Annotated in this window: 25 protein-coding genes and 1 tRNA gene; 18 read left to right on the top strand and 8 right to left on the bottom strand. The window is 65.7% G+C overall.

The window, feature by feature from the left end:
• Window positions 1–42: 42 nt before the first annotated feature.
• From BH95_RS21500 to BH95_RS21480, 5 genes are all read left to right on the top strand, one after another.
• Entirely contained in the window at window positions 43–999 is a 957-nt protein-coding gene (locus BH95_RS21500; protein WP_371828037.1) for a DNA-3-methyladenine glycosylase family protein, read from the top strand.
• 98 nt (window positions 1,000–1,097) lie between these two features.
• Window positions 1,098–2,039: an aldo/keto reductase gene (locus BH95_RS21495; RefSeq protein WP_020112444.1), complete on the top strand. Its 942-nt coding sequence runs from the start codon at window positions 1,098–1,100 to the stop codon at window positions 2,037–2,039.
• Between the two features lie 104 nt (window positions 2,040–2,143).
• Window positions 2,144–3,487, top strand: a complete 1,344-nt coding sequence (locus tag BH95_RS21490; RefSeq protein WP_037183991.1) for a multidrug effflux MFS transporter — start codon at window positions 2,144–2,146, stop codon at window positions 3,485–3,487.
• 7 nt (window positions 3,488–3,494) lie between these two features.
• A complete protein-coding gene (locus BH95_RS21485) occupies window positions 3,495–3,965 on the top strand; it encodes a DUF309 domain-containing protein (RefSeq protein ID WP_037183988.1) in 471 nt (156 codons plus the stop codon).
• Between the two features lie 95 nt (window positions 3,966–4,060).
• Window positions 4,061–4,714, top strand: a complete 654-nt coding sequence (locus BH95_RS21480; RefSeq protein ID WP_037183985.1) for a hypothetical protein — start codon at window positions 4,061–4,063, stop codon at window positions 4,712–4,714.
• Window positions 4,715–4,717: 3 nt separating this feature from the next.
• Here the strand turns inward: BH95_RS21480 and BH95_RS21475 are convergent, their stop codons facing one another.
• Window positions 4,718–5,482: a deoxyribonuclease IV gene (locus tag BH95_RS21475; RefSeq protein ID WP_037109540.1), complete on the bottom strand. Its 765-nt coding sequence runs from the start codon at window positions 5,480–5,482 to the stop codon at window positions 4,718–4,720.
• A gap of 71 nt (window positions 5,483–5,553) precedes the next feature.
• Here BH95_RS21475 and BH95_RS21470 point away from each other — a divergent pair, with 71 nt between their 5' ends.
• The 5 genes from BH95_RS21470 to BH95_RS21450 all read left to right on the top strand — a co-directional run bounded on the left by BH95_RS21470 (window position 5,554) and on the right by BH95_RS21450 (window position 13,355).
• Window positions 5,554–6,351, top strand: coding sequence for an ABC transporter ATP-binding protein (locus BH95_RS21470; RefSeq protein WP_020112449.1), 798 nt, complete (start codon window positions 5,554–5,556; stop codon window positions 6,349–6,351).
• A gap of 20 nt (window positions 6,352–6,371) precedes the next feature.
• Window positions 6,372–8,879 carry an ABC transporter permease gene (locus BH95_RS21465; RefSeq protein WP_037185403.1) on the top strand — a complete coding sequence of 836 codons (2,508 nt, stop codon included), beginning with the start codon at window positions 6,372–6,374 and terminating at the stop codon, window positions 8,877–8,879.
• Between the two features lie 158 nt (window positions 8,880–9,037).
• Window positions 9,038–11,629, top strand: coding sequence for an alpha/beta fold hydrolase (locus BH95_RS21460; protein ID WP_037183983.1), 2,592 nt, complete (start codon window positions 9,038–9,040; stop codon window positions 11,627–11,629).
• A 173-nt stretch (window positions 11,630–11,802) separates the two neighbouring features.
• The gene (locus tag BH95_RS21455) at window positions 11,803–12,720 is read left to right on the top strand and encodes an alpha/beta fold hydrolase (RefSeq protein ID WP_052060205.1); all 918 of its coding nucleotides are present in this window, start codon (window positions 11,803–11,805) and stop codon (window positions 12,718–12,720) included.
• A 2-nt stretch (window positions 12,721–12,722) separates the two neighbouring features.
• Window positions 12,723–13,355: an LON peptidase substrate-binding domain-containing protein gene (locus tag BH95_RS21450; RefSeq protein ID WP_037183981.1), complete on the top strand. Its 633-nt coding sequence runs from the start codon at window positions 12,723–12,725 to the stop codon at window positions 13,353–13,355.
• 62 nt (window positions 13,356–13,417) lie between these two features.
• Here BH95_RS21450 and BH95_RS21445 read toward each other — a convergent pair.
• Window positions 13,418–13,491: transfer RNA gene (locus BH95_RS21445), tRNA-Met, on the bottom strand.
• Window positions 13,492–13,651: 160 nt separating this feature from the next.
• Between BH95_RS21445 and BH95_RS21440 the strand changes: the two genes are divergently transcribed.
• Together BH95_RS21440 and BH95_RS21435 are read left to right on the top strand one after the other, a co-directional pair.
• The gene (locus tag BH95_RS21440) at window positions 13,652–14,296 is read left to right on the top strand and encodes a ClpP family protease (protein ID WP_019666967.1); all 645 of its coding nucleotides are present in this window, start codon (window positions 13,652–13,654) and stop codon (window positions 14,294–14,296) included.
• Complete coding sequence (locus BH95_RS21435; RefSeq protein ID WP_020112455.1) at window positions 14,293–14,883, top strand: ClpP family protease; 591 nt, start codon at window positions 14,293–14,295, stop codon at window positions 14,881–14,883. The genes BH95_RS21440 and BH95_RS21435 overlap by 4 nt, the downstream gene beginning before the upstream one ends.
• A 26-nt stretch (window positions 14,884–14,909) precedes the next feature.
• Here BH95_RS21435 and BH95_RS21430 read toward each other — a convergent pair whose 3' ends face one another.
• Both BH95_RS21430 and BH95_RS21425 read right to left on the bottom strand, forming a co-directional pair.
• The gene (locus tag BH95_RS21430) at window positions 14,910–15,269 is read right to left on the bottom strand and encodes a helix-turn-helix domain-containing protein (RefSeq protein ID WP_019666969.1); all 360 of its coding nucleotides are present in this window, start codon (window positions 15,267–15,269) and stop codon (window positions 14,910–14,912) included.
• Between the two features lie 9 nt (window positions 15,270–15,278).
• Window positions 15,279–16,172, bottom strand: coding sequence for a DUF998 domain-containing protein (locus BH95_RS21425; RefSeq protein WP_037183978.1), 894 nt, complete (start codon window positions 16,170–16,172; stop codon window positions 15,279–15,281).
• Window positions 16,173–16,195: 23 nt separating this feature from the next.
• Between BH95_RS21425 and BH95_RS21420 the strand changes: the two genes are divergently transcribed.
• A complete protein-coding gene (locus BH95_RS21420) occupies window positions 16,196–16,744 on the top strand; it encodes a TetR/AcrR family transcriptional regulator (RefSeq protein ID WP_020112458.1) in 549 nt (182 codons plus the stop codon).
• On the top strand, window positions 16,741–18,093 hold the full coding sequence (locus BH95_RS21415; protein WP_037183976.1) for an ABC1 kinase family protein: 1,353 nt from the start codon (window positions 16,741–16,743) through the stop codon (window positions 18,091–18,093). The genes BH95_RS21420 and BH95_RS21415 overlap by 4 nt, the downstream gene beginning before the upstream one ends.
• Window positions 18,094–18,112: 19 nt before the next feature.
• On the opposite strand, the gene BH95_RS21410 is transcribed toward BH95_RS21415, so the two are convergent.
• A complete protein-coding gene (locus BH95_RS21410) occupies window positions 18,113–19,102 on the bottom strand; it encodes an NADPH:quinone oxidoreductase family protein (RefSeq protein WP_026348114.1) in 990 nt (329 codons plus the stop codon).
• 94 nt (window positions 19,103–19,196) lie between these two features.
• Between BH95_RS21410 and BH95_RS21405 the strand changes: the two genes are divergently transcribed.
• Window positions 19,197–19,877, top strand: a complete 681-nt coding sequence (locus tag BH95_RS21405) for a dienelactone hydrolase family protein (RefSeq protein WP_033189034.1) — start codon at window positions 19,197–19,199, stop codon at window positions 19,875–19,877.
• Window positions 19,864–20,796, top strand: a complete 933-nt coding sequence (locus tag BH95_RS21400; RefSeq protein ID WP_037140007.1) for an amidohydrolase family protein — start codon at window positions 19,864–19,866, stop codon at window positions 20,794–20,796. The genes BH95_RS21405 and BH95_RS21400 overlap by 14 nt, the downstream gene beginning before the upstream one ends.
• Before the next feature lie 22 nt (window positions 20,797–20,818).
• Here BH95_RS21400 and BH95_RS21395 read toward each other — a convergent pair whose 3' ends face one another.
• On the bottom strand, window positions 20,819–21,682 hold the full coding sequence (locus BH95_RS21395; protein WP_230595535.1) for a patatin-like phospholipase family protein: 864 nt from the start codon (window positions 21,680–21,682) through the stop codon (window positions 20,819–20,821).
• Window positions 21,683–21,738: 56 nt separating this feature from the next.
• Window positions 21,739–22,611, bottom strand: a complete 873-nt coding sequence (locus BH95_RS21390) for an alpha/beta hydrolase (RefSeq protein WP_037140009.1) — start codon at window positions 22,609–22,611, stop codon at window positions 21,739–21,741.
• A 152-nt stretch (window positions 22,612–22,763) separates the two neighbouring features.
• On the opposite strand from BH95_RS21390, the gene BH95_RS21385 reads away from it, so the two are divergent.
• Window positions 22,764–23,882 carry an alkane 1-monooxygenase gene (locus BH95_RS21385; protein WP_037183975.1) on the top strand — a complete coding sequence of 373 codons (1,119 nt, stop codon included), beginning with the start codon at window positions 22,764–22,766 and terminating at the stop codon, window positions 23,880–23,882.
• Window positions 23,883–23,894: 12 nt separating this feature from the next.
• On the opposite strand, the gene BH95_RS21380 is transcribed toward BH95_RS21385, so the two are convergent.
• A complete protein-coding gene (locus BH95_RS21380) occupies window positions 23,895–25,085 on the bottom strand; it encodes an ATP-binding protein (protein ID WP_020112464.1) in 1,191 nt (396 codons plus the stop codon).
• Between the two features lie 296 nt (window positions 25,086–25,381).
• Between BH95_RS21380 and BH95_RS21375 the strand changes: the two genes are divergently transcribed.
• Window positions 25,382–25,933 (top strand): alpha-isopropylmalate synthase regulatory domain-containing protein, encoded by a 552-nt coding sequence (locus BH95_RS21375; RefSeq protein ID WP_037183973.1) that lies wholly within the window; start codon window positions 25,382–25,384, stop codon window positions 25,931–25,933.
• The last annotated feature ends 64 nt before the right edge of the window (window positions 25,934–25,997 follow it).

The following is a 25,997-nucleotide window of genomic DNA, read 5'->3' as shown; positions in this document are numbered from 1 at the left end:
AGTTCCGGCGTGTCGGTCGGAGGGGATAAAGTCGGCGGCACGATGTTCCCGAAGACCACGCCAGGCTCTCCATCAGCCGCCGGAGACAGTGATGTCTCGACGGTGTTCGAGTCGGCGTCCCCGCTGGACCCGATGGCGTGCCTTCGGGATCTACGCAGGGGCAAGGGAGACCCCACGTTCGAGCGGGACAGCGCAGGCAGCGTCTGGCGAGCGTCGCGTCTTCCGTCCGGTCCGGTCACATACAGGATCACCCCTATCTCGCGCACCGCCGTCCGGAGCCAGGCGTGGGGTCCCGGTGCCGAGGAGTTCACCGGATTTCTGCCCGCGCTGCTGGGCAGTGAGGACGACTCGTCGGGCTTCGCGCCGGAGCATCCGACCCTGAAGGAAGCCCACCGACAGCATCCGCACCTTCGCCTCGGCAGGACCGGGCTCGTCATGGAAGCCCTGGTGCCCGCGGTACTCGAGCAGCGTGTCCACGGGCTGTCCGCGTTCTCGTCGTGGCGCAGGCTCGTCACGAAATTCGGCGAGCGGGCACCTGGCCCGACTCCGAAGCCGATGTTCGTTCCGCCCCCTCCGGACGTCTGGCGCCGCATTCCCTCGTGGGAGTACCACCTCGCCAACGTCGATCCTGCTCGTTCCAAGACCATCGTGCGATGCGCACAGGTGGCGCACCGTATGGAAGAAGCCGCCTCGATGCCGTTCGCGGATGCGACACGTCGCCTGCGGGCTGTCCCCGGCGTCGGCATCTGGACGGCAGCGGAAGTCGCGCAACGTGCCTTCGGCGATCCCGACGCCTTGTCCGTGGGCGACTACCACTTGGCCGCTGTGGTCGGTTGGTCGCTACTCGGTCACCCCCTCGACGACGCCGGAATGATCGAATACATGAAACCGCTTGCACCGCATCGCTTTCGTGCCGTCAAGCTACTTCAAATCAGCGGCCGGGCAATCAAACCGAAATTCGGTCCACGCACCCCGCTCGTCGACCACACCTGGCACTAGATACGCAAGCCAAGGGCCTCCGGAGCACCCCGCGGGAACAATCCGGCGACCTCCCCGCGTTGCCACACAGGAATAGTTCGCCTAGATAAGGAGTCATCTTGGTTGCCATCGGAAACTCGAACCTCGACATCTTCCCCCTCGCTCTCGGCGGAAACACGTTCGGTTGGACGAGCGACGAGAAAGCGTCGTTCGAGATCCTCGATGCGTTCACGGCAGGTGAAGGCAACTTCATCGACACCGCCGATTCCTATTCCGCCTTCGCCGACGGTAATTCGGGCGGCGAATCCGAGACCATCATCGGTAAGTGGACTGCCGCACGCGGCAACCGCGACGACGTCGTGATCGCCACCAAGGTGAGCCAGCACCCCGAGTTCAAGGGCCTCGCCCCGAAGAACATCGCCGCTGCAGCCGAGGCCTCGCTGAAGCGACTCCAGAGCGACCACATCGACGTCTATTACGCCCACTACGACGACGAGTCCACCCCGCTCGTCGAGTCCCTCGCCGCGTTCGACCAACTCGTCAAGGACGGGAAGGTGCGGTACGTCGCCATCTCGAACTACTCGGCCGACCGCATCCGCGAGTGGGTGTCGCTCGCCGACGAGCACGGTTTCGCCAAGCCGATCGCGCTGCAGCCGCACTACAACCTCGTCACGCGCCGCGAGTACGAGAGCGAACTCGCACCACTCGCCACCGACAACAACCTGGGCGTCTTCCCGTACTTCTCGCTCGCAGCGGGCTTCCTGACAGGCAAGTACCGCACTCGCGAAGACCTGGAAGGACAGGCACGTGAGCGGCTCGCCACGGGATACTTCACCGACAAAGGCCTCGACGTCGTGACCGCGCTCGACGAGATCGCCGATGCTCACGACGCGGAGATCTCCACCGTCGCACTCGCCTGGCTTCTCGCACAGCCGACGGTCACCGCACCGATCGCCAGCGCCAGCAAGATCTCTCAACTACCCGCACTGCTCGACGCACCACGCCTGTCGCTCGCCTCCGACGAAATCGCACGACTCACCGAGGTATCCGGACGAATCTGAGCCGGGCTCCGCTCCCGGCCTTCTCGGCTACGTAACCTCTGCCACACCGGGAACTTTTCCGCAGAGTCGGGAACAACGCGCCGGCATCGGTTGCTGACGGTTGGGTGACGCAAGCAACCGATGCCGTGTCGGCATCCACAGAACCGACCTCTGCCGAGCGCCTGCGAATCATTCTGGTGCTCGGCGCATTGATCGCTCTCGGTCCATTGACGATCGACATGTACCTTCCCGCTCTGCCGTCCATCGTCGACGATCTGAACTCGTCGGCAGCCGCCGTGCAGTTCACGCTCACCGGAACGTTGATCGGGCTCGCGCTCGGTCAGCTCGTCATCGGACCTCTGTCCGACATCGTGGGTCGGCGCCTTCCGCTGATCGTCGGCACCGCGGTGCACATCGGCGCATCCCTTCTCTGTGTCATCGCTCCCAACGTCCCTGTCCTCGGACTGTTCCGTGGCCTGCAAGGACTCGGTGCGGCAGCGGCGGCGGTCGTCGCCATGGCAGTCGTTCGTGACCTCTTCACCGGTCGGGCGGCGGCAACCGTCCTGTCTCGTCTGATGCTGGTCATGGGCGTCGCACCCGTACTTGCACCGTCGATCGGCGGCGGCATCCTCATCGTCGGAACGTGGCGGTGGGTGTTCGGTGTCCTCGCCGTACTCGGCGTCGCCTTGCTTACTCTTGCCGTCTTCGCTCTGCGCGAGAGCCTGCCGCCCGAGCGTCGTCGCAGCCGAGGCGTCATGCCCGTCGTGCGCACGTACGGCGGCCTCCTGCGCGACGGGCAATTCGTCGTACTCGTCCTCGTCGCCGCCCTCGCGATGTCGGCCATGTTCGCGTACATCGCCGGATCGTCCTTCGTGCTGCAGGACGAGTTCGGTCTCAGCGAGCAGCAGTTCGCGATCGTGTTCGCGCTCGGAGCCATCGCACTGATCGGCGCCTCGCAGTTGAACGTCGTGCTGCTCGGACGCTTCACTCCCGTACGCATCGTGATCAGCGCACTGTCGGCAGCTGTGGTGTCGGCTCTCGTCATGACGATCCTGGCGGTTGCAGGGATCGGCGGGATCTTCGGCTTCCTCGTCCCACTGTGGTTCGTGCTCGGTGCCGTCGGCTTCGTGATGCCCAACGCGCCTGCCCTCGCGCTGTCGCGACACGGCGAAGCAGCCGGAACGGCAGCCGCACTCCTCGGCGCCGCACAGTTCGGTTCCGGTGCGATCATCGCTCCCGTCGTGGGTGCGCTCGGCAACGACAACGTGGCAGTATCGCTGACGATGGTTGCCGTGTCGGCCATCGCCCTGCTGGCCCTGATCGGCGTGACGGTCGCCTCCGGACGCCGGTCCGAGCCGGAAGCCCAGGCAAGTCGGACGGTCCACGCGAGCGAGGACCGAAAGTCTCCTGAGGGGGCAGCCCAGACGGCACGAGCGAAGTCCGTGGAAACGTCTACCAGCGAGGTGTGAGAGTCGAGTGCCGGACCGTGAACGCGACGCCACCGGCAAACCGCTCAACGGGCGCCCCCGTGACGGCCTGGGAAGGCCGCTCGCGCGGGGCGCCGTCGGCGTCGAACGCATTCCCGACGATCTGAGGTTGCCTCCCGACGAGGCCATCACGAGAGCGCAGGAGCTGCTCGACGCGTCGATGCCGTTCCACGCTCACGAAATCCTCGAAGGCACGTGGAAGGACGCGCCCGAGCCGGAACGCAGACTCTGGCAGGGCCTCGCCCAGCTCGCCGTCGGACTGACTCACGTGCTCCGCGGTAACGTCGTCGGCGCGAAGTCCCTGCTGAGACAGGGGCACGACCGGATCCGCGACTACGAACTCGACCCACCGCACGGGCTCGACATCTCGGGGCTGCTCAGCTGGTCGGAAGGCATACAGGACCAGCTCGACGCCGGCGCTCTTCTGCCTGATCCCACCGTTCCTCGTCTACTCTCCTGAGCCCGCGTTTGGCGATGCCCGCCGCTTTGGCTACAGTGGCGCAAGGTTAGGTAAGGCTTGCGACAGTTAGACGAGAACTTCGAGGTGGTGTCGGCATGCTCGGGCAATCTGCAGTGGAGGCTCCGTACTGGGTCGCCGTCCTCACGCCCGAGGAACGCACCTTCGGCAGCAGGCGTACCGACGAACGAATCGACACCGTCTTCTCGTCCGTCGTCACCGAGACGCACACGCAATGGGCCGCGCTGGAGCACCCGACGTCCGCGACGCTCCTGGCCGTCCTCGCCGCCACCGTCGGCGCGTGGCAGAGCGACCGGTGCCGCTGCTCCTCGTCCGGAGTTCTCGTGGATCTTCCGTGCAGCACCGTGGGGCAGGACCATGCCCGGTACCCGGTTCGGCTCCCGGTGACCGGTGCGCCGAGCACGATTCTCACCGAAGTTCGACGCCGCATCGCCGCCGTCCCGGACGGCGGCGCAGGTTACGTCACCGCGAAGCGAGCCCCCGCCCTCGCCCGCAAGCACGGCGCGCAGATCGCGTTCTCGTTCGAGCCCGACGCCGCCGCGATCACCGCGCCCGGCGACGACGATCCCCTTCGCCACAACCTCTCGGTCACGTGCAGCGTGTCCGAACTCGACGGAGTGGTCATGGTCGACGCCGAGTTCCGCTGGAACAGCCGAGTTTTCACTCGCGCCGACGTCGACGACTTCGAGAGGTTCTGGGAGAAGACCGTCTCGGCGTTCGTTCGATCCTGAACCTCAGAGCGACTTCAGGTACTGCACATCGGCCGCGAGGCCCTCTGCTGGAGTTTCCAGGATCACCGGCGCGCCCGACGCCTCCGCGACTGCGACCAGAACGTCGGCGTCGATGGTTCCGTCGGCAAGATTCGCATGGCGGTCACGAGCGGAATCGAACTCGTCGCGTGAATTGTTCAGGTGCACCAGGTCGATTCGTCCGGTGATGGCCTTGATCCGATCGACCACACCGACCAATTCCTCCCCACCCGCCCATGCATGGCACGTGTCGAGGCAGAAACCTGCACCGAATTCTCCGACGGCATCCCACAGCCGAGCGATGTCGTCGAAATGCCTGGCCATCGCGAAATCCCCGCCCGCAGTGTTCTCGATGAAGATCGGCACCGCGAAACCACCGTCGTCGGCCTGGCGCTCGAAAAGCTTGCGCCAGTTCTCGAATCCTTTGGCGGTGTCCTCACCGTCGCGGACATGTCCGCCGTGGACGACCAATCCGATGGCGCCGATGTCGGCCGCAGCGGACGCCTGCTCGATCACCGCTTTACGCGACGGGATGCGGATCCGGTTGTTCAGACTGGCGACGTTGAGAACGTACGAACTGTGTACGACGACGTCGACGTCACTCGCCTTCAACTCCTCACCCTGCGGATGCGGTGTCAGCTTGTTCCACTTCTGCGGGTCGGTCAGAAACATCTGAACGAAATCGACCCCGAGGCTAGCCGCAGAACCGAGCGGGTCGGCACTGTCGCGAACGTGTGCTCCGATGCGCATCTCTCCATACTAGGGGCGGATGGGTGGTCTCCCCGATATGGAAATGCAGAAAACACTGAAACACTGATGCCATGACTGACACAGGACCCTCAGGTCGTTCCGCAGGCTCCACTCCTGGCCATCCGGGTCGTTCCGCAGGCTCCACTCCTGCCGCCCGGGCGAGCGCCCTCACCAAGACCTACGGTTCCGGCGACACTCAGGTCCATGCGCTGCGGGACGTGACGGTGGAGTTCGCCCGCGGCGAGTTCACGGCGATCATGGGCCCGTCGGGGTCGGGCAAGTCGACGCTGATGCACTGCCTCGCAGGTCTCGACACGGCCACCTCGGGAACGGTGACGATCGGTGACACCGAGCTGACCAATCTCGACGACAAGCAGATGACCGGACTGCGCAGAGACAGAATCGGTTTCGTGTTCCAGTCGTTCAACCTCGTGCCCACGCTGACGGCGTTGGAGAACATCACGTTGCCGCTGGACATCGCGGGGCGCAAGGCCGACCCGCAGTGGCTCGACACCGTCGTCGACCGACTCGGCCTACGTGACCGTCTCGGCCACCGGCCGAGCGAACTGTCCGGTGGCCAGCAGCAACGCGTCGCGTGCGCACGTGCACTCGCCGGACGACCCGATATCGTCTTCGGCGACGAACCGACCGGCAACCTCGATTCCCGCTCGTCCGGTGAGGTGCTGAGCATCCTCCGCGCTGCCGCCGACGAGTTCGACCAGACCGTCGTGATCGTCACGCACGATCCCCGCGCCGCCAGTTACGCCGACCGGGTCGTGTTCCTCGCCGACGGTTCGGTCATCGATCACCTCGCGAACCCGACCGCCGAGAACGTGCTCGACCGCATGAAGCGTCTGGAAACGGCCTGACCATGCCTTCGACCAATCCCATGCGCAAGGTCTCACTGCGCAATCTCGCCGCCCACAAGGTCAGACTCGCACTGACCGTCCTGTCCGTCGTGCTCGGAACCGCCTTCGTTGCAGGGTCTTTCGTGTTCACCGACACACTGCAACGAACGTTCTCGTCGATCTTCTCCGACACTGCCCAGGGCGCCGACGTCCGTGTCAGTGCCGAGGACGCACGCTCGAGCGGCGTCCCTGTCTCCGCAGCCGACGTCATCTCGTCCCTACCCGACGTTCGTGCCGTCGCACCGTATGTCAGCGGTCAGATCGTCGTACTGGATTCCTCGGGCGCTGCCGTGCAGACCGGTGGCGCGCCGACTATCGGCGAGGCGTACCTACCGCCCGAGCGGCGACTGGGCGAGGACGCGGTGTTCATCGCAGGTTCAGCGCCCACGGCACCGGGCGACGTCGTCATCAACGAGGGCGGCGCCACGCGCTCCGGGCTCGGCGTGGGTGACACCACGCAGGTCCTCGTGCCGTCGAAAGGCACCGTGGACGTCACCGTGACCGGGATCTACGACACCGCCGTCGAATCCGGCGGGTACATCGGCATCCAGTTCACCGAGGGCCAGGCCGACGAACTGTTCTCCGACGGCGAGCACGTGCAGTACTACGACATCGCCGGAACAGGCGTGTCGCAGACGGAGCTTCGGGACGAGATCGCCGCCGCCCTACCCGACTCGAAGGTGCAGACCGCGGACGACGTCCGGGACGAAGCACAGGCCGAGATCGAACAAGCCCTGTCCTTCGTGAACTACTTCCTGCTCGCATTCGGCGCGATCGCATTGCTCGTGGGCACGTTCATCATCTACAACACCTTCTCGATGATCGTCGCCCAGCGCGTTCGCGAGCTCGCTCTGCTCCGCGCGATCGGCGCCAGCCGCGGCCAGGTCAGCCGCTCCGTGGTGCTGGAAGCTCTCGTCGTCGGTGTCATCGGCAGCGCGATCGGCTTCGCGGGCGGCATCGGTCTCGCCTACGGCCTGCGCGCACTGCTCAACGCGTTCGACCTCGGATTGCCCTCGGGGGCACTGGCACTCGAACCTCGAACCGTCGTCGTCGCTTTCGCCGTCGGCATCGTCGTCACCGTGCTCAGCGCATACGCACCCGCTCGTCGTGCCGCCAAGGTGCCACCCATCGCGGCGATGCGCGAGGAGTTCGCCTCCGCCGGTGACAGTCTGCGCGTGCGCACCTGGATCGGCGTCGTGATCGGCGCGATCGGCGCCGCTGCCGTCGTCATCGGAGCGCAATCCACCGGCGGCGCTGCCGCAGCGACCGTCGGCGCAGGTGCCGTGGCGGTGATCGTCGCCGTCGCGCTGGCGGCACCGTCACTGTCCCGGCCGGTCGTCGGTGCCCTCGGTTCGGTTCTGACGCGGCCGTTCGGCCCGATCGGACGCCTGGCCCGAACCAACTCGGTCCGCAATCCCCGGCGTACGGCCGCCACTGCCTTCGCTCTCATGCTCGGGCTGATGCTGGTGTCGGTCATCGGCGTCCTCGGCTCGACCGCCAAAGCGAGCGTCGACGCCCTGGTCGACAACGGAATCGAAGCCGACTACATCTTCAGCGGCCCACCGTCGATCGGAATCCCGACGGGAGCCGCCGCAGCCGCCCGGGAAGTGAACGGGGTCGACCGCGTCGCCGTACTTCACCCGGTGTCGGTGGACATCGACGACGAGCCCGCCTTCGGCGTCGCGCTCGAAGGGAGCCCGGAAGGATTGTTCGACAGCGTCGTCGTCGCCGGGTCGCCGGAGCTGCAAGGCGACAGCATCGCAGTGTCGTCCTCCGCGTCGCGCGGCGAGGGGTGGGCGCTCGGCTCGATCGTGAACATGACGTCGGTCGACGGGCAGCAGGTTCCCGTCACGGTCACCTCCGTCTACGAGGACAACCCGCTGGTAGGGCAGTGGATGATCTCGAACGACGTCTACCAGAAGGTGACTCCGAGCATCGTCCGGTCGGACATCGTCGTGCTCGTCGGCGCCGCTCCGGGAACCGACCTGAACGTGCTCAGGACCGACCTGGAAGCCGCCACCAAGCCGTTCGTCGTCGTTCAGGTCCAGGATCGCGACGAATTCAAGGGGTCGCAGGGCCAGCAGATCGACACGCTGCTCGCCGTCCTCTACGGGCTGCTCGCGCTCGCCGTCGTCATCTCCGTGCTGGGAATCGTCAACACTCTCGCTCTGTCGGTCGTCGAACGACGCCGTGAAATCGGAATGCTCCGGGCCGTCGGCATGCAGCGCCCCCAGGTCAGGCGCACGATCTATCTGGAGTCGCTGCTCATCGCGCTCTTCGGGGCCATCGTCGGTCTCGGCCTCGGCGTGGCCTTCGGATGGGGATTCGTCAGAACTCTGCGCGACGAAGGTCTCGGTCTCCTGACCGTTCCGTGGGGCCAGATAGTGGCCATGCTGTTCGGCTCGGCCGTCGTCGGAGTCCTCGCGGCACTCTGGCCGGCGGTGCGCGCCGCCCGCACCCGACCTCTGGAGGCAATCACGGAACCATGAGACGGGTCGTGGCGGCCTCGTCGGTCGATCGAACGAAGAAGTTGCAGCCAAAAGGACCGCAGGGTTACCTTGTATGGAGTAAAACAGACTTTACGATTGTTTTCGGGTTGGTTTCCCGGTAGAGCGATCGCAAAGGACGCCGTACTCGAGGAGCAACCATGTCGGTGCACAAGCTGGAAGCGCCAACCCACGCGCCGCTTGCACCGCTGTGCAAACCCGGCACCAGGGATACCCTTCTCGACCGACTCTGCGAGGTCGCCCACGCGGTGCCCGACGCCGTCGCCGTCCACACCGAGGACGGGGCGGTCACGTTCGACCAACTCCTGCACCGCACCTATGCATCGGCGAGAAAGATCGCCCAGCTCGCGGGTGACGACCCTCGCCCGATCGCCGTGGAAGCCGCCTCCACGTCGGAGTCGATCGCCACGATGCTCGCGGTGATGGCGTCGGGCCACGCGCTGGTCCCGTTGGATTCCAACCTGCCGGCCAACCGCGCGGACCGCATCGTGGAGTCGGCAGCGGCACTCCGCCTCGACCAGGCGGACCTCGCGAACACGCAGGATTCCGCGATGCCGCTACCCACTCTCACCGGCAGCCGGACGGCATTGATCGCCTACACCTCGGGCTCCACCGGTGCCGCCAAAGGCGTGCTGCTGAGCCACCGCATGTGCCTGACCAAGGCGTACGAGGTCAGCTCGGCACTCGGCCTGTCCTCCCGCGATCGCGTCGGCAACGCCCTGCCGGTCAGCTTCGGCGCGGGCCTGAACACGTTGTTCGCCGGCATCCTCAGCGGTGCGACGGTCTACTGCACGGACCCACGCACCGTCCTGCCCACCACCTTGACCGAGTGGATCGAACGCTCCTCGCTGACAACACTGCACTGCTCCCCCTCGCTGGTGCGGAGCTTCCGAGGGGGAGCAGGGGAAAGCCCGTCCGACGCCATCGTCCCGCTCCCGGACAACGCCGTGCCGTCGCTGCGCGTCGTGACCACCTACGGCGAAGCCCTGCACTCGCGGGACGTCATCGGATTCCGTAGCGCACTCGGCAGCGGCGCCACCTTCGTCAACTGGTACGCAACCACGGAAGCAGGCGGCGTGGCGTACGGCGAATACCGATCGGACCACCCCCTGCCGTCGGGCTTCCTCACCGCGACGACCCTCCCGAAGGGCAAGATCGTCGACGTCGTCGACCCGGCGGGCACGCTCGCACCGGCCGGAGTGGCCGGGGAGATCCGCGTCTCCGCGGAATGCCTGTCCGACGGCTACCTCGGTCTCCCGGACCTGACGGAATCCCGCTTCGCGAGCGACGGGCCGCTCATGCGCTACGCAACCGGCGATCTCGGCCGATTCGACGAGACCGGACAGCTGCACCTGCTCGGCCGAGCCGACGACGCCGTCAAGATCCGCGGATACCTCGTCGAACCCGCCGAGGTGGAAGCAGCAATCCGCGGACTCGACGGCGTCCGAGACGTGGCGATCGTTCCCCGCTCGACCGACGACGAACCTCACCTCGATGCGTTCTTCGTCAGCGACACACGGGACAGTGCCTACGTCCGGGCGCGCATTCAGGACCAGCTCCCCACGTGGATGGTTCCCCGGAACATCACGCGCACACACACGATCGAACGCAACGAACGCGGCAAAGTGGACCGGCAGCGGCTGCCGGAGCAGGGTGCAGACCTGGAGTCCGCCACGGTGACGGAAGCGCCGCGCGGCGCGACGGAGATGTGGATCGCCAACATCGTCCACGATGCCCTTCGGGACGAGGTCGACGGGATCGACGACATCGGGTCCACCACCGACTTCACCGCCATGGGCGCTACGTCGCTTGCTCTGACGCGTATCTCGGTGGGGGTCGCGCGCGCCTTCCACATCGTGCTGTCGGCGGAGGAACTGGTCGGGGCCATGAGCGTCCGCCGTCTGGCCTCGATCGTGGACACCAAGCTCGCGTCCATCGACAACAACTCGGCCCGTTCCAGAGCCGAGTCGATCGCGGTGCCACTGCGCACCGCGGGTGCGCTCACGCCTCTCTTCGTCGTCGCAGGTGGTGGGGTGCCCGCCGTCGGTCTGGCCGCGCTTGCTCGGCGGCTCGATCCGGACCGTCCCGTCTACGTGATCCAGGCCAAGGGAATGGACACCCGGGCACTTCCCGACCGCACCATCCGCGCCGCAGCCCGCACCTACGTACGAGAGATCACGCGAATCCAGCCGACGGGCCCGTACCTTCTCGCCGGGCACTCGCTCGGCGGATGGATCGCACTCGAGATGGCACACCAGCTTCGGGCCGGCGGCGGATCGGTGGCGCGGTTGACTCTCCTGGACCCCCGCCTGTACCGCCATCTGCTCGACCGCTTTCCTGGCGGAAGCTCCCTCGAAGCTGCACCGGCGGGCGTAGGTGCAGCCGCGTCGCCGAAGATCACCGTCGCAACCCGCGTCGGTATCGCAGCGCGGGTGGTCACCGCGGGCATCGCACGTTATTCGACGACCGAGAGGTGGCTGGCATTCGCGGCGATCGGCTCGCTCGCTCTGCGCTTCCATCGTCCGAAACCATGGAACGGGCCGGTCAGCGTCATCGTCACGGCGGAGAACACCGACGATCGCCGGTCGTGGGCCGCGATAGCCACCGGTGACCTGTCCATCACACATGTCGACGGCCGCCACGTCGACATGGTCCGCGAACCGGTCGCCGAGGATGTCGCTCGAATCCTCGACCACGAACTACGCCGAGCAACCGAGGGAATCATCCACTAGTGCAGCACCTCGACCCGGAACGACGACACTCCTCTCGTCGTGCCGCCTCACGGTCACTGACGGCCTCCATCGCTGCTCACCGGGGCATCGACTGTCCCGAGGACGCCGATCCGCGTACGTTGGGCATCGAAGCCGCCGACGGAACGACCACGGCCACTGCGCGAGGAGGATCGATGCCAGACCGAACGTCGCCCTACGAGCTCGAGTCGGTCGAGTTCCATCGGGACACCCTGCGGTACGTCGACGCCGGGGACGGTCCACCTGTGGTCCTAGTTCACGGCCTTCTCGGCTCGCACGAGTCCTGGGCAGGTCAGATCGAGCGGCTGTCGGAGAAGTACCGCGTCATCGCACCGGACCTGTTCGGCCACGGCGACTCGGACAAGCCACCCGGCGACTACTCGCTCAGTGCGCACTCGGCGACCATCCGCGATCTACTGGACCACCTCGACATTCGTTCGGCACCGATGGTGGGGCATTCGCTCGGCGGCGGAATCGTCATGCAGACCGTCTACCTGTTCCCCGAGCGCGTGGAGCGGATCGCCCTCGTCAGCAGTGGCGGCCTCGGACGCGAAGTCAGCTTGTTCCTGAAGGCTGCGACTCTGCCGGGCAGCGAACTGGTGCTGCCGGTGTTGGCGTCGGACTGGGTCCGTAGGAACACCGAGAACGTGGTGACTAAGCTCGGTAAATGGGGGCTGCCTGTGCGTCCCGGTAAGAGCACCACCGAGACGTGGCGCGCGTTCAAGACGGTGGCGGACCACGGCTCCCGCTCCGCTTTTCTGGCGTCGACACGCGCCGTCGTCGGTCCACGCGGTCAAACAGTCAGCGCCAAGCAGCATTTCGAGAAGTTCGAATCGCTGCCCTCTCTCCTGGTCTGGGGCGGGAAGGATCGCATGATCCCGGCCTCGCACGCGGACAACATTCGACGCGAGGTTCCGAACTCGCGCGTCGAGATCTTCTCCGATGCAGGGCATTTCCCACAACTGGACGAGCCCGATCTGTTCTTCCGGGTGCTCGACCAGTTCCTCGGCACGGCAGCGGTGTCCGAGCTCGCACCGATTCCGCAGTCGACGCGGCCGGCCTCGTCGGACTGACCGTGGCAGTGATTCCGATGTTTCCCCTGGGAAGCGTTCTGCTCCCGGGTGAGCCGCTTCCTCTGCACATCTTCGAACCGCGCTACCAGGAGATGCTGCGAGACTGCCTCGCTACCGAGGACCCGAGCTTCGGGGTGGTGCTCATCGCCCGCGGCCACGAGGCCGGAGGCGGAGACGTTCGGCACGATGTCGCCACCAGGGCACACATCGTCGCGCACCAGGAGATCGGCGACGGCCGCTTTCTCGTGGAATGCGTAGGAGGGGAAAGAATCCGAGTCGACGCCTGGCTCGAGGACGACCCGTACCCTCGTGCCGACGTACGGCCGTGGCCCGATCATCCCGAGGATTCGGTCACCGAATCCGAGTTCGCCGAACTCCAGGAGCAGATCAGGGCGCTGTATCGACTGATCGGCACTCTCGCCGAAGCGGAAGGCTCGACGCCGCCGGACGATCCCGAATTCTCCGAGCTTCCCGCCGCGTCGGGGGAACGCCTGTTCCGCCTCGCCGCACAGGTTCCCATGGGCCAATCCGACCGCCAGGACGTCCTCGAGGCACTCGGCGCGTCGGATCGACTGCAGGCCCTGACCGACGCCATCGACAACGTCAGCGACATAGTCCGGTTTCGACTGCAGTAGCACATTCAGCGCACAAAGGAAGAACCCCCGGGAAGCAATGCTTTCCGGGGGTTCTTCTTTCGTAGCGGGGACAGGATTTGAACCTGCGACCTCTGGGTTATGAGCCCAGCGAGCTACCGAGCTGCTCCACCCCGCGTCGGGTGCTTCACTACCGTACCTCTCCACGGGCCCGAACACCCAATCGCCTGGTCAGACGCATTACGCCCACAGCGATCTCTGCTCGGAGCAGAGAATCCTTCCTTCCCGCCGACCCACCGCGCAGCCTGATGGGGACCGACGACACTCACGAGTGAGGAATGCACATGTACACCACCATGAACGAACGCGACACCGCCGCGGTGTCACCGTTCGACGACCAACTGGCGTCCCGACTGCTCGATCAACGCATCGTCGTACTGGGGGCCGCCGTCGACGACGCCATCGCCGGACGGATCTGCGCGCAGCTGCTCCTCCTGTCCGCCAACGACTCTCGCCGCGATATCAGCCTCTACATCAACTCACCTGGAGGTTCGGTGAGCGCGGGCCTCGCGATCATGGACACCATGCGGCTCATACCCAACGACGTATCCACCCTCGCAATGGGTTTCGCCGCCAGCATGGGCCAGTTCCTGCTCACCGCGGGCACCAAGGGAAAACGCTACAGCCTCCCGCACGCCCGCGTGATGATGCACCAGCCGTCCGCAGGCATCCGCGGCACCGCCGTCGACATCGAGATCCAGGCGCAGAACCTCGAATACACGAAGGCATTGATGCACAGCCTCAATGCCGAACACTCCGGCCACGACGTGTCCACGGTGACGGCGGACAGCGAACGCGACCGTTGGTTCACGGCCGAGCAGGCTCGGGACTACGGCCTTATCGACCACATCGTCACCACCCTCGACGACATACGACCATCGGCACCGCACCACAAGGTAGGACTGGGAGTCGAGCAATCATGAGCCAGTACACGATCCCCACCGTCGTCGAACGGACTCACAGCGGCGAGCGCGCCTACGACATCTACAGCCGACTCCTGTCCGAACGCGTCATCTTCCTCGGAACCGAGATCGACGACGGCGTCGCGAACGTCGTCATCGCGCAGCTCTTCCACCTCGAATCGGACAACCCCGATGCCGACATCAGCTTGTACATCAATTCACCCGGCGGATCGTTCACCGCGATGACCGCCATCTACGACACGATGGAATACATCAAACCCGACGTGTCCACCTTCTGCGTCGGGCAGGCAGCGTCGGCCGCGGGAGTGCTGATGGCGTCGGGAGCACCAGGTAAGCGAATCATGCTGAACCACGCCAGGATTCTGCTTCACCAGCCGTCAGGTGGAGGTGAGGGAACCATCTCCGATCTCACGCTGCAACGCGACGAGATAGTGCGCGTGCGCTCGGAGATGGAGAAGATCCTCGCCCATCACACCGGTCAGAAACCCGAGACACTACGGCTGGACACCGACCGCGATCGGATCTACACCGCCACCGAGGCAGTCGATTACGGGTTGGCAGACCTGATCGCGACCAATCGGAACTGACTGCGCTGCAGACCACTCCGCCCCGGTCAGGCGGCCAGCATGGTGACGGGAGCGGGACCGCGCGAGACTCGTTGGACGGAGTTCGTTCCAGCGAGTTCTCGCCCGGTCAACATCAGCAGGCGAGACGGGGCGATCTCCAGCGCGCCGCACAGAGCCGAGAGCACCTCGGACGACGCTTCCTTTCGTCCCCGCTCGACCTCGGAGAGGTAGGGCATCGACACCCGCGCCTCGGACGAGACCTCCTGCAAGGTGCGGCCCTGTTCCGTGCGGATTCGACGCAGAACCCGGCCCATACCCTCACGGACCAGCGGTTCGGGGCCGGGCGGCGTACGACCTGCGGCGGGGCGCAGCGGGAGAACCTTCGCGATAGCTCGTTCGTCTGCCATGCAGCCAGGCTAGGAGCTGTGTGGACCCTTCGCTCGATCTTCCGAACCTATTCTGCTGTCGGCAGAAATCGGTCCCGTCCGTCCTGGTCGTCTCCATACTGTCGCCGCGGTCATGAGCTCCCACGCCACGAAGGTGTAGATCGAGACACGCTCCACCGCGCCGACCGGCCCGACACCCGTGAGGAGCAACGCCGACGCCGCGAACCCCACCGTCCCCAGCCCGACGGAAGCGCGCGAGTACCAGCGCGGGAATCTCGTCGCATCGGAACCGACAGTCCGTGCCGAACCGACAGTCCGTGCCGAACCGACAGTGAGGGCGATGACGTTTCCTGCGCCGATGGCCAGAACCGCCCCCAGGGTGTGCAGGTTGCCCTCGCCCGTGTGCACCACGGCAACCAGCACACTCCCGACCGCGTAGGCGAGGACACTGCCACGCATCAGCTGCGCCCGTCCCCTCGTCAGCAGGGGAGCCGCGACGAGTCCCGCCGCGAGCACCGACGCCGCGGACACGCAGAACGAGGCGTTCATCAGTCCGTGCCACTCGGACACCTCCGGCACCCCGAGCTCGCTGACGGTGTCGTGCAGTGGGCTGTAGCCGTCGAACCGGAGAGCTGTAGCCGCCTCCGCGAGCAGATATTGCACACCGGCCACTCCGAACAGAGCGCCGGCAATGCGGCATCGTCGACCTACCGATGCGCCGCGTGCCCAGGCAGTACGCAGTGTCCCGATGACTGTCTCCCTGTACGAACGATCCGGAACCAAGGGGTCCGGGTGAACAGCCTGTACCGGTAGGTACAGTCGGGGTCGTTCCCACGCAGCGCGGCGCGGGAGCACCCCCTCGAGGAGCAACTGTGCCACGAACAGCAGCGTCACGAAGAGCAGCGTCACGAACAGCAGCGTCACGAACCACCGCCGACAGGCGGGACGTGGTGCCCGTCCTGGCAGGTGTCTTCGGAGACCTGGGCTGGAACGGGTCCTCGCTGTCGGTGATCAGCAAGCGAACCGGGCTCGGCAAGGGCAGCCTGTACCACTTCTTTCCCCGCGGAAAGACCGAGATGGCGGAGGCAGTTCTCGACGAGGTCGAGCGGTGGTTCCAGAGCAACGTGTTCGCACCGCTGCGTGCCGCGACGGACGCCCGCGCGCGCTCCCACGACATGTTTGCGCAGACCTCGAAGTACTTCCAGTCCGGCCGTCGGGTCTGCTTGTTCGCGGCGTTCTCGCTCGGTGAGGAGCGGGCACTCTTCGGCTCCCGCGTCGCCAAGTACTTCAGCGATTGGATCGACGCGCTGACGCCGGTGCTGCGGCAACTCGGACACGGCGACGACGCCCAGGGTTTGGCGGAGGAGATCGTCGCCGGGATACAGGGAGCGTTGGTGCTCTCCCGCACGTCCGGCGACACCCGTAGCTTCGAGCGTCTCATGTCCCGCCTGGAGACCGCCGCGCTCGGCACGGGCTCGCTGGAGATGGCGCGATGACCACCGGACCCATCACCACCAGACCTGCTCCGCCGCTGCGTACATTCGGAGTTCGCGAATTTCTGCGCCTGCTCGTCATCGGCGCGGTCCTGGTGTTCTATCAGGTGCTGGCTGTCGGAAAGTGGGCGCTCGCACCGCGTCGCGGTTGGCCGCTTCACGCCTCGGAGGGCGTCGTCGACGCCTTCTTCGTCCTGGGACCGACGTTCGTCAAGGTCGGGCAGTTGATGGGCTCATCCCCGGGACTGTTTCCCAAGGTCCTGGCCGACACCTGCCTCCGATGTCTCGACGAGGTCCCGCCCTACCCGGGTGCGCAGGCCCGCGCCACCATCGAGTCCGACCTGGGACGGCCGACGGCGGAACTGTTCAGCCGCTTCGACGACGTCCCGCTGTCCTCTGCATCGGTCGCGCAGGTGCATCTGTGCGTCCTGCGCGACGGCCGCGAAGTGATCATGAAGGTCCAGCGCCGGGGCATCTACCACCGCATGAAGGTGGACCTGCGCATCGCCTACATCTTCGCCCGGGCGCTCGAGAAGTTCATCGTGTTCTTCAAGACCGCCAACGCATCCGCGATCATCGTCGACCTCCACGCCGCCACATTCGCCGAGTTGGACAGTGTGGTCGAAGCGCGCAGGCAAGCACGCTTCCGCGAATCGATCTCCGCGTTCGGCGACAACGAGTACGTCACCGCGCCAGAGGTGTTCACCGAATACTGCGGCAGCCGCGTGATCTGCATGGAACGAATGCACGGTTCACCGCTCGACCAGTGCACGCCGGGCGACGCGTCGGAACTCGTCGTCCGGCGAGCCGCGAAGGTGTGGATGGAAGCGCTTGTGCTGCACGGCCTCTTCCACGGCGACGTCCATGCGGGCAACGTCTGGGTGCTCGACGACGGACGCGTGTCCTTCCTCGACTTCGGCGTGATGGGCGAACTCGACGAACAGTGGCGGATGCTCCTGCAGGACCTGTTCCACGCCACAGTCGTCGACGGCGATTTCACCCGCCTCGCGGGCAGCGTCAAGCGTCTCGGCATCGTCACCGAGGACGTGGGCACCGACGCCGAGGTCGGACTCATCCTTCAGGCCGTGTTCGCACCGATGCTGTCGGACACGTTGGCGCACTTCAGCCTGACCGATTTCATCAAGGCTCTCGTCGGAATGGGCAAGCAGTACCGAACGTCGAGTCCCGAGGAACTCATTCTCGTCGGCAAGCAACTCGGATATTTCGAGCGGTACGCGATCGAACTGGCCCCGAACTGGGCGCTCGGGACCGACCCGTTCGTCTTCAAGAACGTCTTCCCCGCGGAGATCGCTGCGTTGTCCACAGCACGCGGAGTGGAACTTCCCGATTGAACCGGAGTGGAACTGCCGGCTACTTCAGTTGTAGAACCACTTTTCCTGCGGCGGTGCGATTTTCGAGTGACAGTATGGCATCGGATGCCTTGTCGATCGAGAACACCGTCGGCTCCGGGGCTGTCAGTTCTCCCGACGCCAGCAGCGGTTCCAGCTCCGCCCACTGAGTCGCGAGGTACCCCGGCCGCGTCATCCACCATGCGCCCCAACCGACACCGACGACGTCGACGTTGTTGAGCAACAGGCGATTCACCTTCACTGTCGGGATCTCGCCGCCCGTGAAACCGAGCACCAGGATGCGTCCCGACGGCGCCAAACTCCTGATGCTGTCGGTGAACCGATCACCGCCGACAGGATCGACGACGAGGTCGACGCCTCTGCCGTCGGTCAGCTTCTTGACGGCGTCCTTCCATCCTGTTCCGTCCGCGTCCGCGGTGAGCACGACGTCGGTGGCGCCTGCAGCCCTCGCGATCTCACCCTTTGCCTCGGTGCTGACGACCGCGATCACGCGCGACGCTCCGAGTACCGGCGCCAACCGCAGCGCAGACGTTCCGATACCGCCTGCAGCGCCGTGCACCAGCACGGTCTCGCCCTCGGCCAATCGCCCTCGTTCGCGAAGCGCGAAGTGCACCGTCAGGTCGTTGAAGAGCAAACCCGCCCCTGCCGTGAGCGACACGGCGTCGGGTAGTGGAAACACGGTGTCGGGCGAGACGACGGCGACCTCCGCCATACCGTCGGACAGTCCGGTCAGCGCGGCGACACGGTCGCCAGGGGCGAACCCCGATCCCTCCGGCGCCGAGCGCACGATCCCGGCGATCTCGCTGCCGGGAACGAACGGTAGTTCCGGCTTGTACTGGTACAGCCCCCTGGTCAGCAGCGCATCCGGGTACGCGACGCCCGCCGCCTCGACGTCGATCACCAACGCGTCGTCGCGAACCGCGGGTTCGTCGATGTCGACGATCTGCACCGATTCCGGGCCGTCGAGACTCGTGATGTGTACCGCGCGCATGTGCTGTCCTCTCGGAAGATCTGCTGCCAGGGGGGATGCCGACGATCTACGTACCTCGATCCCACCGTACAAGTCGATGTGATCGAATCGACTCATGAGTACCCCCCTCACCGTCGAAACACCGTCCGGGCCGGCGCGCGGAGGCATCGTCGTCGTCCAGGAAGCCTTCGGAGTGACCACCCACATCGTCGACATCTGCCGGCGCCTCGCCGACGCCGGCTGGGTAGCCGTCGCACCCCATCTCTTCCACCGCCAGGACAAGCAGATTCACGATTACACCGACATGGACTCGGCGATGGCGTCCATCGGCGCGCTGCAGGCCACCGAGGTCGATGCCGACGTCGACGCGGCCCTCGGTGACATCGCCGCCCGAGGCTTCGAACCGGCCCAGTCCGCGATCATCGGGTTCTGCATGGGCGGATCGGTTGCCTTCCACACCGCTGTTCGACGCACGCTCGGCGCAGCCGCCACCTACTACGGCGGCGGTATCGACAAAGCCCGCTTCGGTTATCCGACAATGCTGTCCGTCGCCGACGCACTCCAGACACCGTGGCACGGTTTCTTCGGCGACCTGGACACCGGCATTCCCGTCGAACAGGTGGAACAACTGCGTGCCGCCGCAGCAACGGCCCCTGTGTCGACCGAGATCACTCGCTATGCAGAAGGCCGGCACGGCTTCAACTGCAACGACCGGCCCGCGGTCTACAACCCCGACGCCGCCGCCGACGCCTGGGTCCGCACTCTCGACTGGTTCGACGGCCATGTCGCCCACTGAACCGAGCTCGACCGAACGAGGAACGGACGAACCAGGAACGGACGAGACGGAGCAGGTCCGAGCGTTCTGGCAGGAGCTCGAACTTCCGGGGCTGTTCGACGTCCACACCCACTTCATGCCGAAGAACGTCATGGACAAGGTGTGGGCGTACTTCGACAGTGCGGGGCCGCTCGTGGGCATGGACTGGCCGATCACCTACCGCGAGGACGAGGAGGTGCGGCTGAACCGGCTGCGCGAGTTCGGCGTACGCGGTTTCACGTCGATGATCTATCCGCACAAGCCGGGGATGGCCGCGTGGCTGAATTCGTGGGGTGCAGATTTTGCGCAACGCACACCGGATTGCCTTCGGACGGCAACGTTCTATCCCGAGCCCGACGCGGGACGGTATGTCGCCGACGCGATTGCCTCCGGGACCCGAATCTTCAAGTCGCACATCCAGGTCGGGAACTACTCTCCCGGCGATTCGATGCTGGATCCCGTATGGGGCGCCATCGAGGATGCGGCGATACCCGTCGTCATCCACTGCGGTTCCGGCCCTGCACCCGGCGATCACACCGGGCCTGAGCCGATCGCGGCACTGCTTCGACGCTTTCCGCGCTTGCCGTTGATCATCGCGCACATGGGCATGCCCGAGTACACCGAATTCCTCGATCTCGCGACGCTTCACCAGGAGGTACGGCTGGACACCACCATGTCCTTCACCGATTTCTCCGAGTCGGCGTGGCCGTTCCCGGTCGCCGAGAGATCGCGTCTACTGGATCTGCAGGACCGCATCTTGTTCGGAAGCGACTTTCCCAACATCCCGTACCCGTATCTCGATGCGCTCGAGGCCGTCCGTCGACTCGATCTGGGCGACGACTGGGTTCGAGATGTCTGCTACCACAACGGCGCAACCCTCTTCGGACTGCACGACGCCTGAGCCGAAGCACCTGAACCGAAGGTCAGGCCAGCTTGAAACTGCGAAGCGCCTCGCTGGCCGCACTGCCTTGACGGAAGCCCGCCTCGGCGGCTGCAGAACGCACAGCCGGGTCCGTGGGGTCGGGTCCGATGACGGACAGGGTTTCGGCGTCGGGCCGGATGACCTCGACGCTCGAACCTCCCGCGATCAAGCGTTCACGCTCGGCAGCCGACGGATCCTGCCCGGCATCGATGACGCCGACCTGCAGGATCAGGACTTTCGCGAAACCGACTGCGAGGTCGGCGTTCTCGCTGGATCGAACGCCTCCGTCGACATAACGGTGCACGCCTATCGTCACCGGTGGCCACATTCCCGGGATGGCGCAGCTGGCCGCGACAGCGTCGACCAATCGCACTCCGGAATCACGATTCAGCACGCGGTGTCGGCCCGACTCCGCGTCCACCGCCACGACCCTGAGATCGCGGTCCGGCCACTCGTGCGACGGCAGCCGGTGTGCGATCACCGCACGCCGTTCGGCTTCGGACGGTGTCGACGCCGCCAGTGCGGCGGTACCGACGTAGCGGGCGAAGCGCTGACGGTCGCCGGCGGCCCGCTCGGCTGCCGTGTCGAGCAGCTCGTTCAACGAATCGATCGACACGTTCGGGCGCGGCTCGTCGATCTGCAATTCGGGCCGAACCTGCTTGTCGTAGAGGTCCGCGAGCGACACACCACTGCTGACCTGGGCTGCGACGGCTGCGCCCGCCGAGGTGCCGAGCAGCATGTCCGACCAGTCGGGGCCGGTCACGTCGACGCCGGCGTGGGCCAGTCCGTGAAGCAGTCCCGTCTGCCATGCGATTCCGGCGACCCCACCGCCGCCGAGAACCAACGCTGTGCGCGACACATTCATCCCCTTCGATACGAACATCCCCGGCTACGTTCTTCGAGCCCCAGGCACAGAACCTACTACCTCGGTGTCGACTCACTCGCGGAGCCAGACTGTCGATTCACCCGCGGAGCCAGCCAAGCGACCAGATCGGCGAGGACCTGCTCACGTTCGGGTTCGTTGAAGACCTCGTGGAACAAGCCGTCGTACACCTCGAGGGTGAGGTCGGTGGAGCCGGCTCTCTCGGCGATCATCCGGCTGCCTGCCACGTCGGCGAGCTTGTCCTCGCTGCCGTGCTGCAGCAGCACCGGCAGCGTCAACGACGGCAGAGCCGCCGGGAAACTGTCCATCGCGCCGACGAGGTGGCTGGCCAACCCGGCAGGAACCTTCCCGTGATGCACGAGAGGATCCGCGTCGTACGCGGCGACGACGGCGGGGTCGCGCGAGACGTCGGCCGAGTCGAGTGCCTGAACCGGAACGGAAGGCGCGATTCTGCCGAGAATCTTTCCGATCGGGACGAGGATCTTGGGTGTTCCGTCACCGAGCACCACGGCCGGTCCGGACAGCATCAGACCGTCGAGCTCGGCTTGATGCTCGAGTGCGTACGACAGCGCGATAGCGCCGCCCATGCTGTGCCCGAGCAGGAAGGTCTTGGTGTTCGGGTGCGCGGCGCGGGCGATGCGGAACAGCTCGTGCAGGTCGCTCACGTAGTCCGACCAGCTCTTGGACTCGAGCCGTTTGCCACCCGACCGCCCGTGCCCTCGGTGGTCGATCGCGTACACGACCAGACCGAGGTCGCCGAGGACGGCGGCAACGTGGTCGTAGCGTCGGGCATGCTCACCCAGTCCGTGGGACAGCACGACCAGCCCGGTAATCTCGGCATCGGGCGTCCAGACGTCGTAGACGATGTCGGTCCCGTGCCGGCCAACGAGCGAGAACTCGGCTCTGTCCACAGTGGTGCTCCTCACGTCGGGTCTGTGTGCCCATCCGATCACGTGGCTGGTTCGAACGACAATGGTGAGGACCTTTGCCCGAAAATAACTGTTACCTTTAGTCAGAGTAAATTTCTTGCGGTCGATTTTCCGAGAGGGGGTATGCGACCCTCATGAGCCAGCAGACTCCGAGCGTGCCGCTCACGTGGCGCGATCCCAAGAGATACCTGTGGCCTCTCGGCCTGGTGATCCCGCTCAGCCCGTTCATGGCCTGGGGCCTGGTCAGTTGGCTCGGCCCTGGCGCGTTCTGGCTGCTGGGCCTGGTGATCATGGGCATCGTCATCCCGCTCGTCGACGCCTTCTCCGGCGTAGACCGTCGTAACCCGCCCGTCGAAGCCGCCGAGGCGCTCGAAAAGGACAAGTACTACCGCTGGTGCCTGTATCTGCTGATCCCGCTGCAATACGCCGGGCTGGTCCTGGCCTGCTACCTGTGGGCGCACGGACCTCTCGGAGTTCCGGAGCGTGTCGGGTTGGCGATCACCATCGGAATCGTCGGCGGAGTCGGCATCAACGCCGCGCACGAACTGGGCCACAAACGTGAGAACGTCGAGCGCTGGTTGTCCAAGGTGACATTGGCGCAGTCGTTCTACGGGCACTTCTACGTCGAGCACAACCATGGGCACCACGTGCGCGTGGCGACGCCGGAGGATCCTGCGTCGGCCAAGTACGGCGAGAGCTTCTGGAGGTTTCTTCCGCGCAGCATGATCGGCGGCATCGTCTCCGCGTGGGAGCTCGAGCAGCGCCGGCTTCATCGCATCGGCAAATCGCGCTGGACCGCCCACAATCACCTGTTCAACGCGGCGGCCATCTCGGTCGTGTTGTTCGCGGCTCTGATCGCAGGCTTCGGCTGGATCGTGGCGCCGTACCTGGTGCTGCAGGCTGTGATCGCGGTAATTCTCTTCGAGGCCGCGAACTACCTGGAGCATTACGGGCTTCTGCGGCAGAAGACCAAGCGCGGGCGGTACGAGCGCACCAATCACACCCACAGCTGGAACAGCGATCACCTGTGGAGCAACCTGTTTCTGTACCACCTCCAGCGGCACAGCGACCACCACGCCAACCCGGTGCGGCGGTACCAATCCCTGCGCAGCATGGACGATTCACCGCAGCTCCCGGCCGGGTATGCGGTGATGATCTTCTGTGCACTCGTGCCTCCGCTGTGGCGGAAGGTGATGGATCAGAGGTTGATCGACTACTACGACGGGGACATGTCGCGCATCAATTCCCTGTGAGCGCGGAGCGCCCTAGTCGTCCGTCTGCGCCCGCAGGTATCGCCCGAAGTGGGGGACCGTGAAGGCGATGGTTCCCCGCTCGGCGGAGTAGATCAGCCCCTTCTTGATGAGCCCGTCCCGTGCGGGGGACAACGACGCGGGCTTGCGGCCCAGTTCGGTGGCCACCGCGGATGTCGGCACCGAGGCATCGTCGCCCGAAAGATCGGCCATTGCCCGCATGTACTCGCGCTCCGCTGGAGTTGCCCGCTCGTACCGCGAACCGAAGAATCCGACCGCGAGCTCTTCCTCCGCAGTCGGTGCTGCGACACGGACGTCCTCGGCGGTGATCGGTGATTCGGCCGCGAGATCCCACGTCGCCTTGCCGTACGCCTGCACGAAGTACGGGTATCCGTCCGCAGCGTCGTACAGCGCGTCGAGTGCCTCGGTGGTGAACTCGACGTCTTCGCGATCCGCCGGCGCGATCAACGCAAGATCTGCCGCGGTCCGTTCGAGCCTGCCGATGCGGTGATAGCTGAACAGCCTCTCCGAATAGCTCTTCGACGCGGACAGGACTGCAGGCAGATGCGGCAACCCTGCGCCGACGATGATCAGCGGCGCCGCGTCCTGGCTCAGCTCGTGGCAGGCCGCGCACAGGGCCGAGATGTCCGCAGGCCCGAGATCCTGCATCTCGTCGATGAAGATGGCGATACCTACTCCGACGTCCCCGGCGAGCGCCGACGCGTCGAGCAGCAGTTCGACCAAGTCGATCTCGATGTCACCCGAGTCGGCGCGTCCGGTCTTCGCCGGAACGTCGATGCCGGGCTGCCAACGCTCGCGCATGCCCTTGTCCGCCGACGCTCGGAGCGCGAACGCCTTGAGCACACCGAGAAATTCGTCGACGCGCTCAGGATCCCGGTGCGACGCAGCAATTCCTCGGACGGCCATGTGCAGCGCCGACGACAGTGGCCGTCGCAGCTCCTGGTCCGGCCGCGCTTCGATCTTTCCGGTTCCCCATCCTCGCGCGACGGCCGCCGATCGCAGGTGGTTCAGCAGCACCGTCTTCCCGACGCCGCGCAGACCCGTCAGTACGACGCTTCGCTCCGGACGGCCACGGGTGATGCGCTCGAGTACGACGTCGAAGGCGTCGAGTTGTTTCTTTCGCCCGGCAAGTTCGGGCGGACGTTGACCTGCGCCGGGAGCGTAGGGGTTACGCACGGGGTCCATGGGGCCAAAGTAACAAGTGGGATTGAACTTTATGGGCACATCTAGGTCGTGTCCTAGAGAGTGTTATCGAGACCTAGCGACTTCATCGCACCGTATCGGGCACTATCGGCTGAGCGCTAGACGCCGTTAGACGACCGAATTCTTGCTCTGCATGGGCAGGCGGGAGTACTTTGACACTCGTGCAGAAGTTTCTCGTAGTACACCGCCGTAGCGGGGTCTGATTCGGACCGACCCCCGCTGCGGGTCGTTGTGCTACCTATCTCGGTCCTTCCTTCACATTCGGAAAGACCACTTCCATGAACGCTCTCCCCTGCACCTCTTCCGCCCCGTCGTCTGCCAGCGAGTCCTTCGCGTCGCGTTTCGGCGGCATTCTCCCGCCGGAACTGACGGCCTCCGCGCAGGCCATGACCTGGTCGGAGTTCCGTGCCGAGTTCAGCGGCGCCTCGAGTCCGATCCGCCTGGGCAGCTGGCAGGAATCCGACGCGCGAGGCGGCCGGAAGACCTTCGATGCGACCTTCGGGATCGGCGACTCCATTCACTCCACGACGGCAACCAGCTTCGGCCCGATCGACGCGTTGACGTCGATGCTCTACGACGCAGGCATCCACATCGAGATCACCGCGTTCCACCAGCAACCGCTGGGCCTGCATGAGCTTCTGCACGGCTCGACGGCGACCTTCGTCCAGTGCGACATCGACGGTCGACGCGAATGGGCGATGGCCATCGACGCGAGCAGCGTCGAATCATCGATCAGGGCCGTCATCGGCGCAGCCAACCTACTACTCGACCGGCGCAGGGCTGCACGTCCGTCTCTGGATGGTTCTACACCTCTATCGGCTGCGCGCTAGATATGCGTAGAAGGCGATAGCAACGCTCACTATCGCCTTCTACGGCTTTCGTCCATGGACACTA

Source organism: Rhodococcoides fascians A44A (genome assembly GCF_000760735.1).
Taxonomy (GTDB): Bacteria; Actinomycetota; Actinomycetes; order Mycobacteriales; family Mycobacteriaceae; genus Rhodococcoides; species Rhodococcoides fascians_E.
The sequence above is the reverse complement of the archived record's forward strand: the minus strand, read 5'-3'. Positions and strand labels throughout refer to the sequence as shown.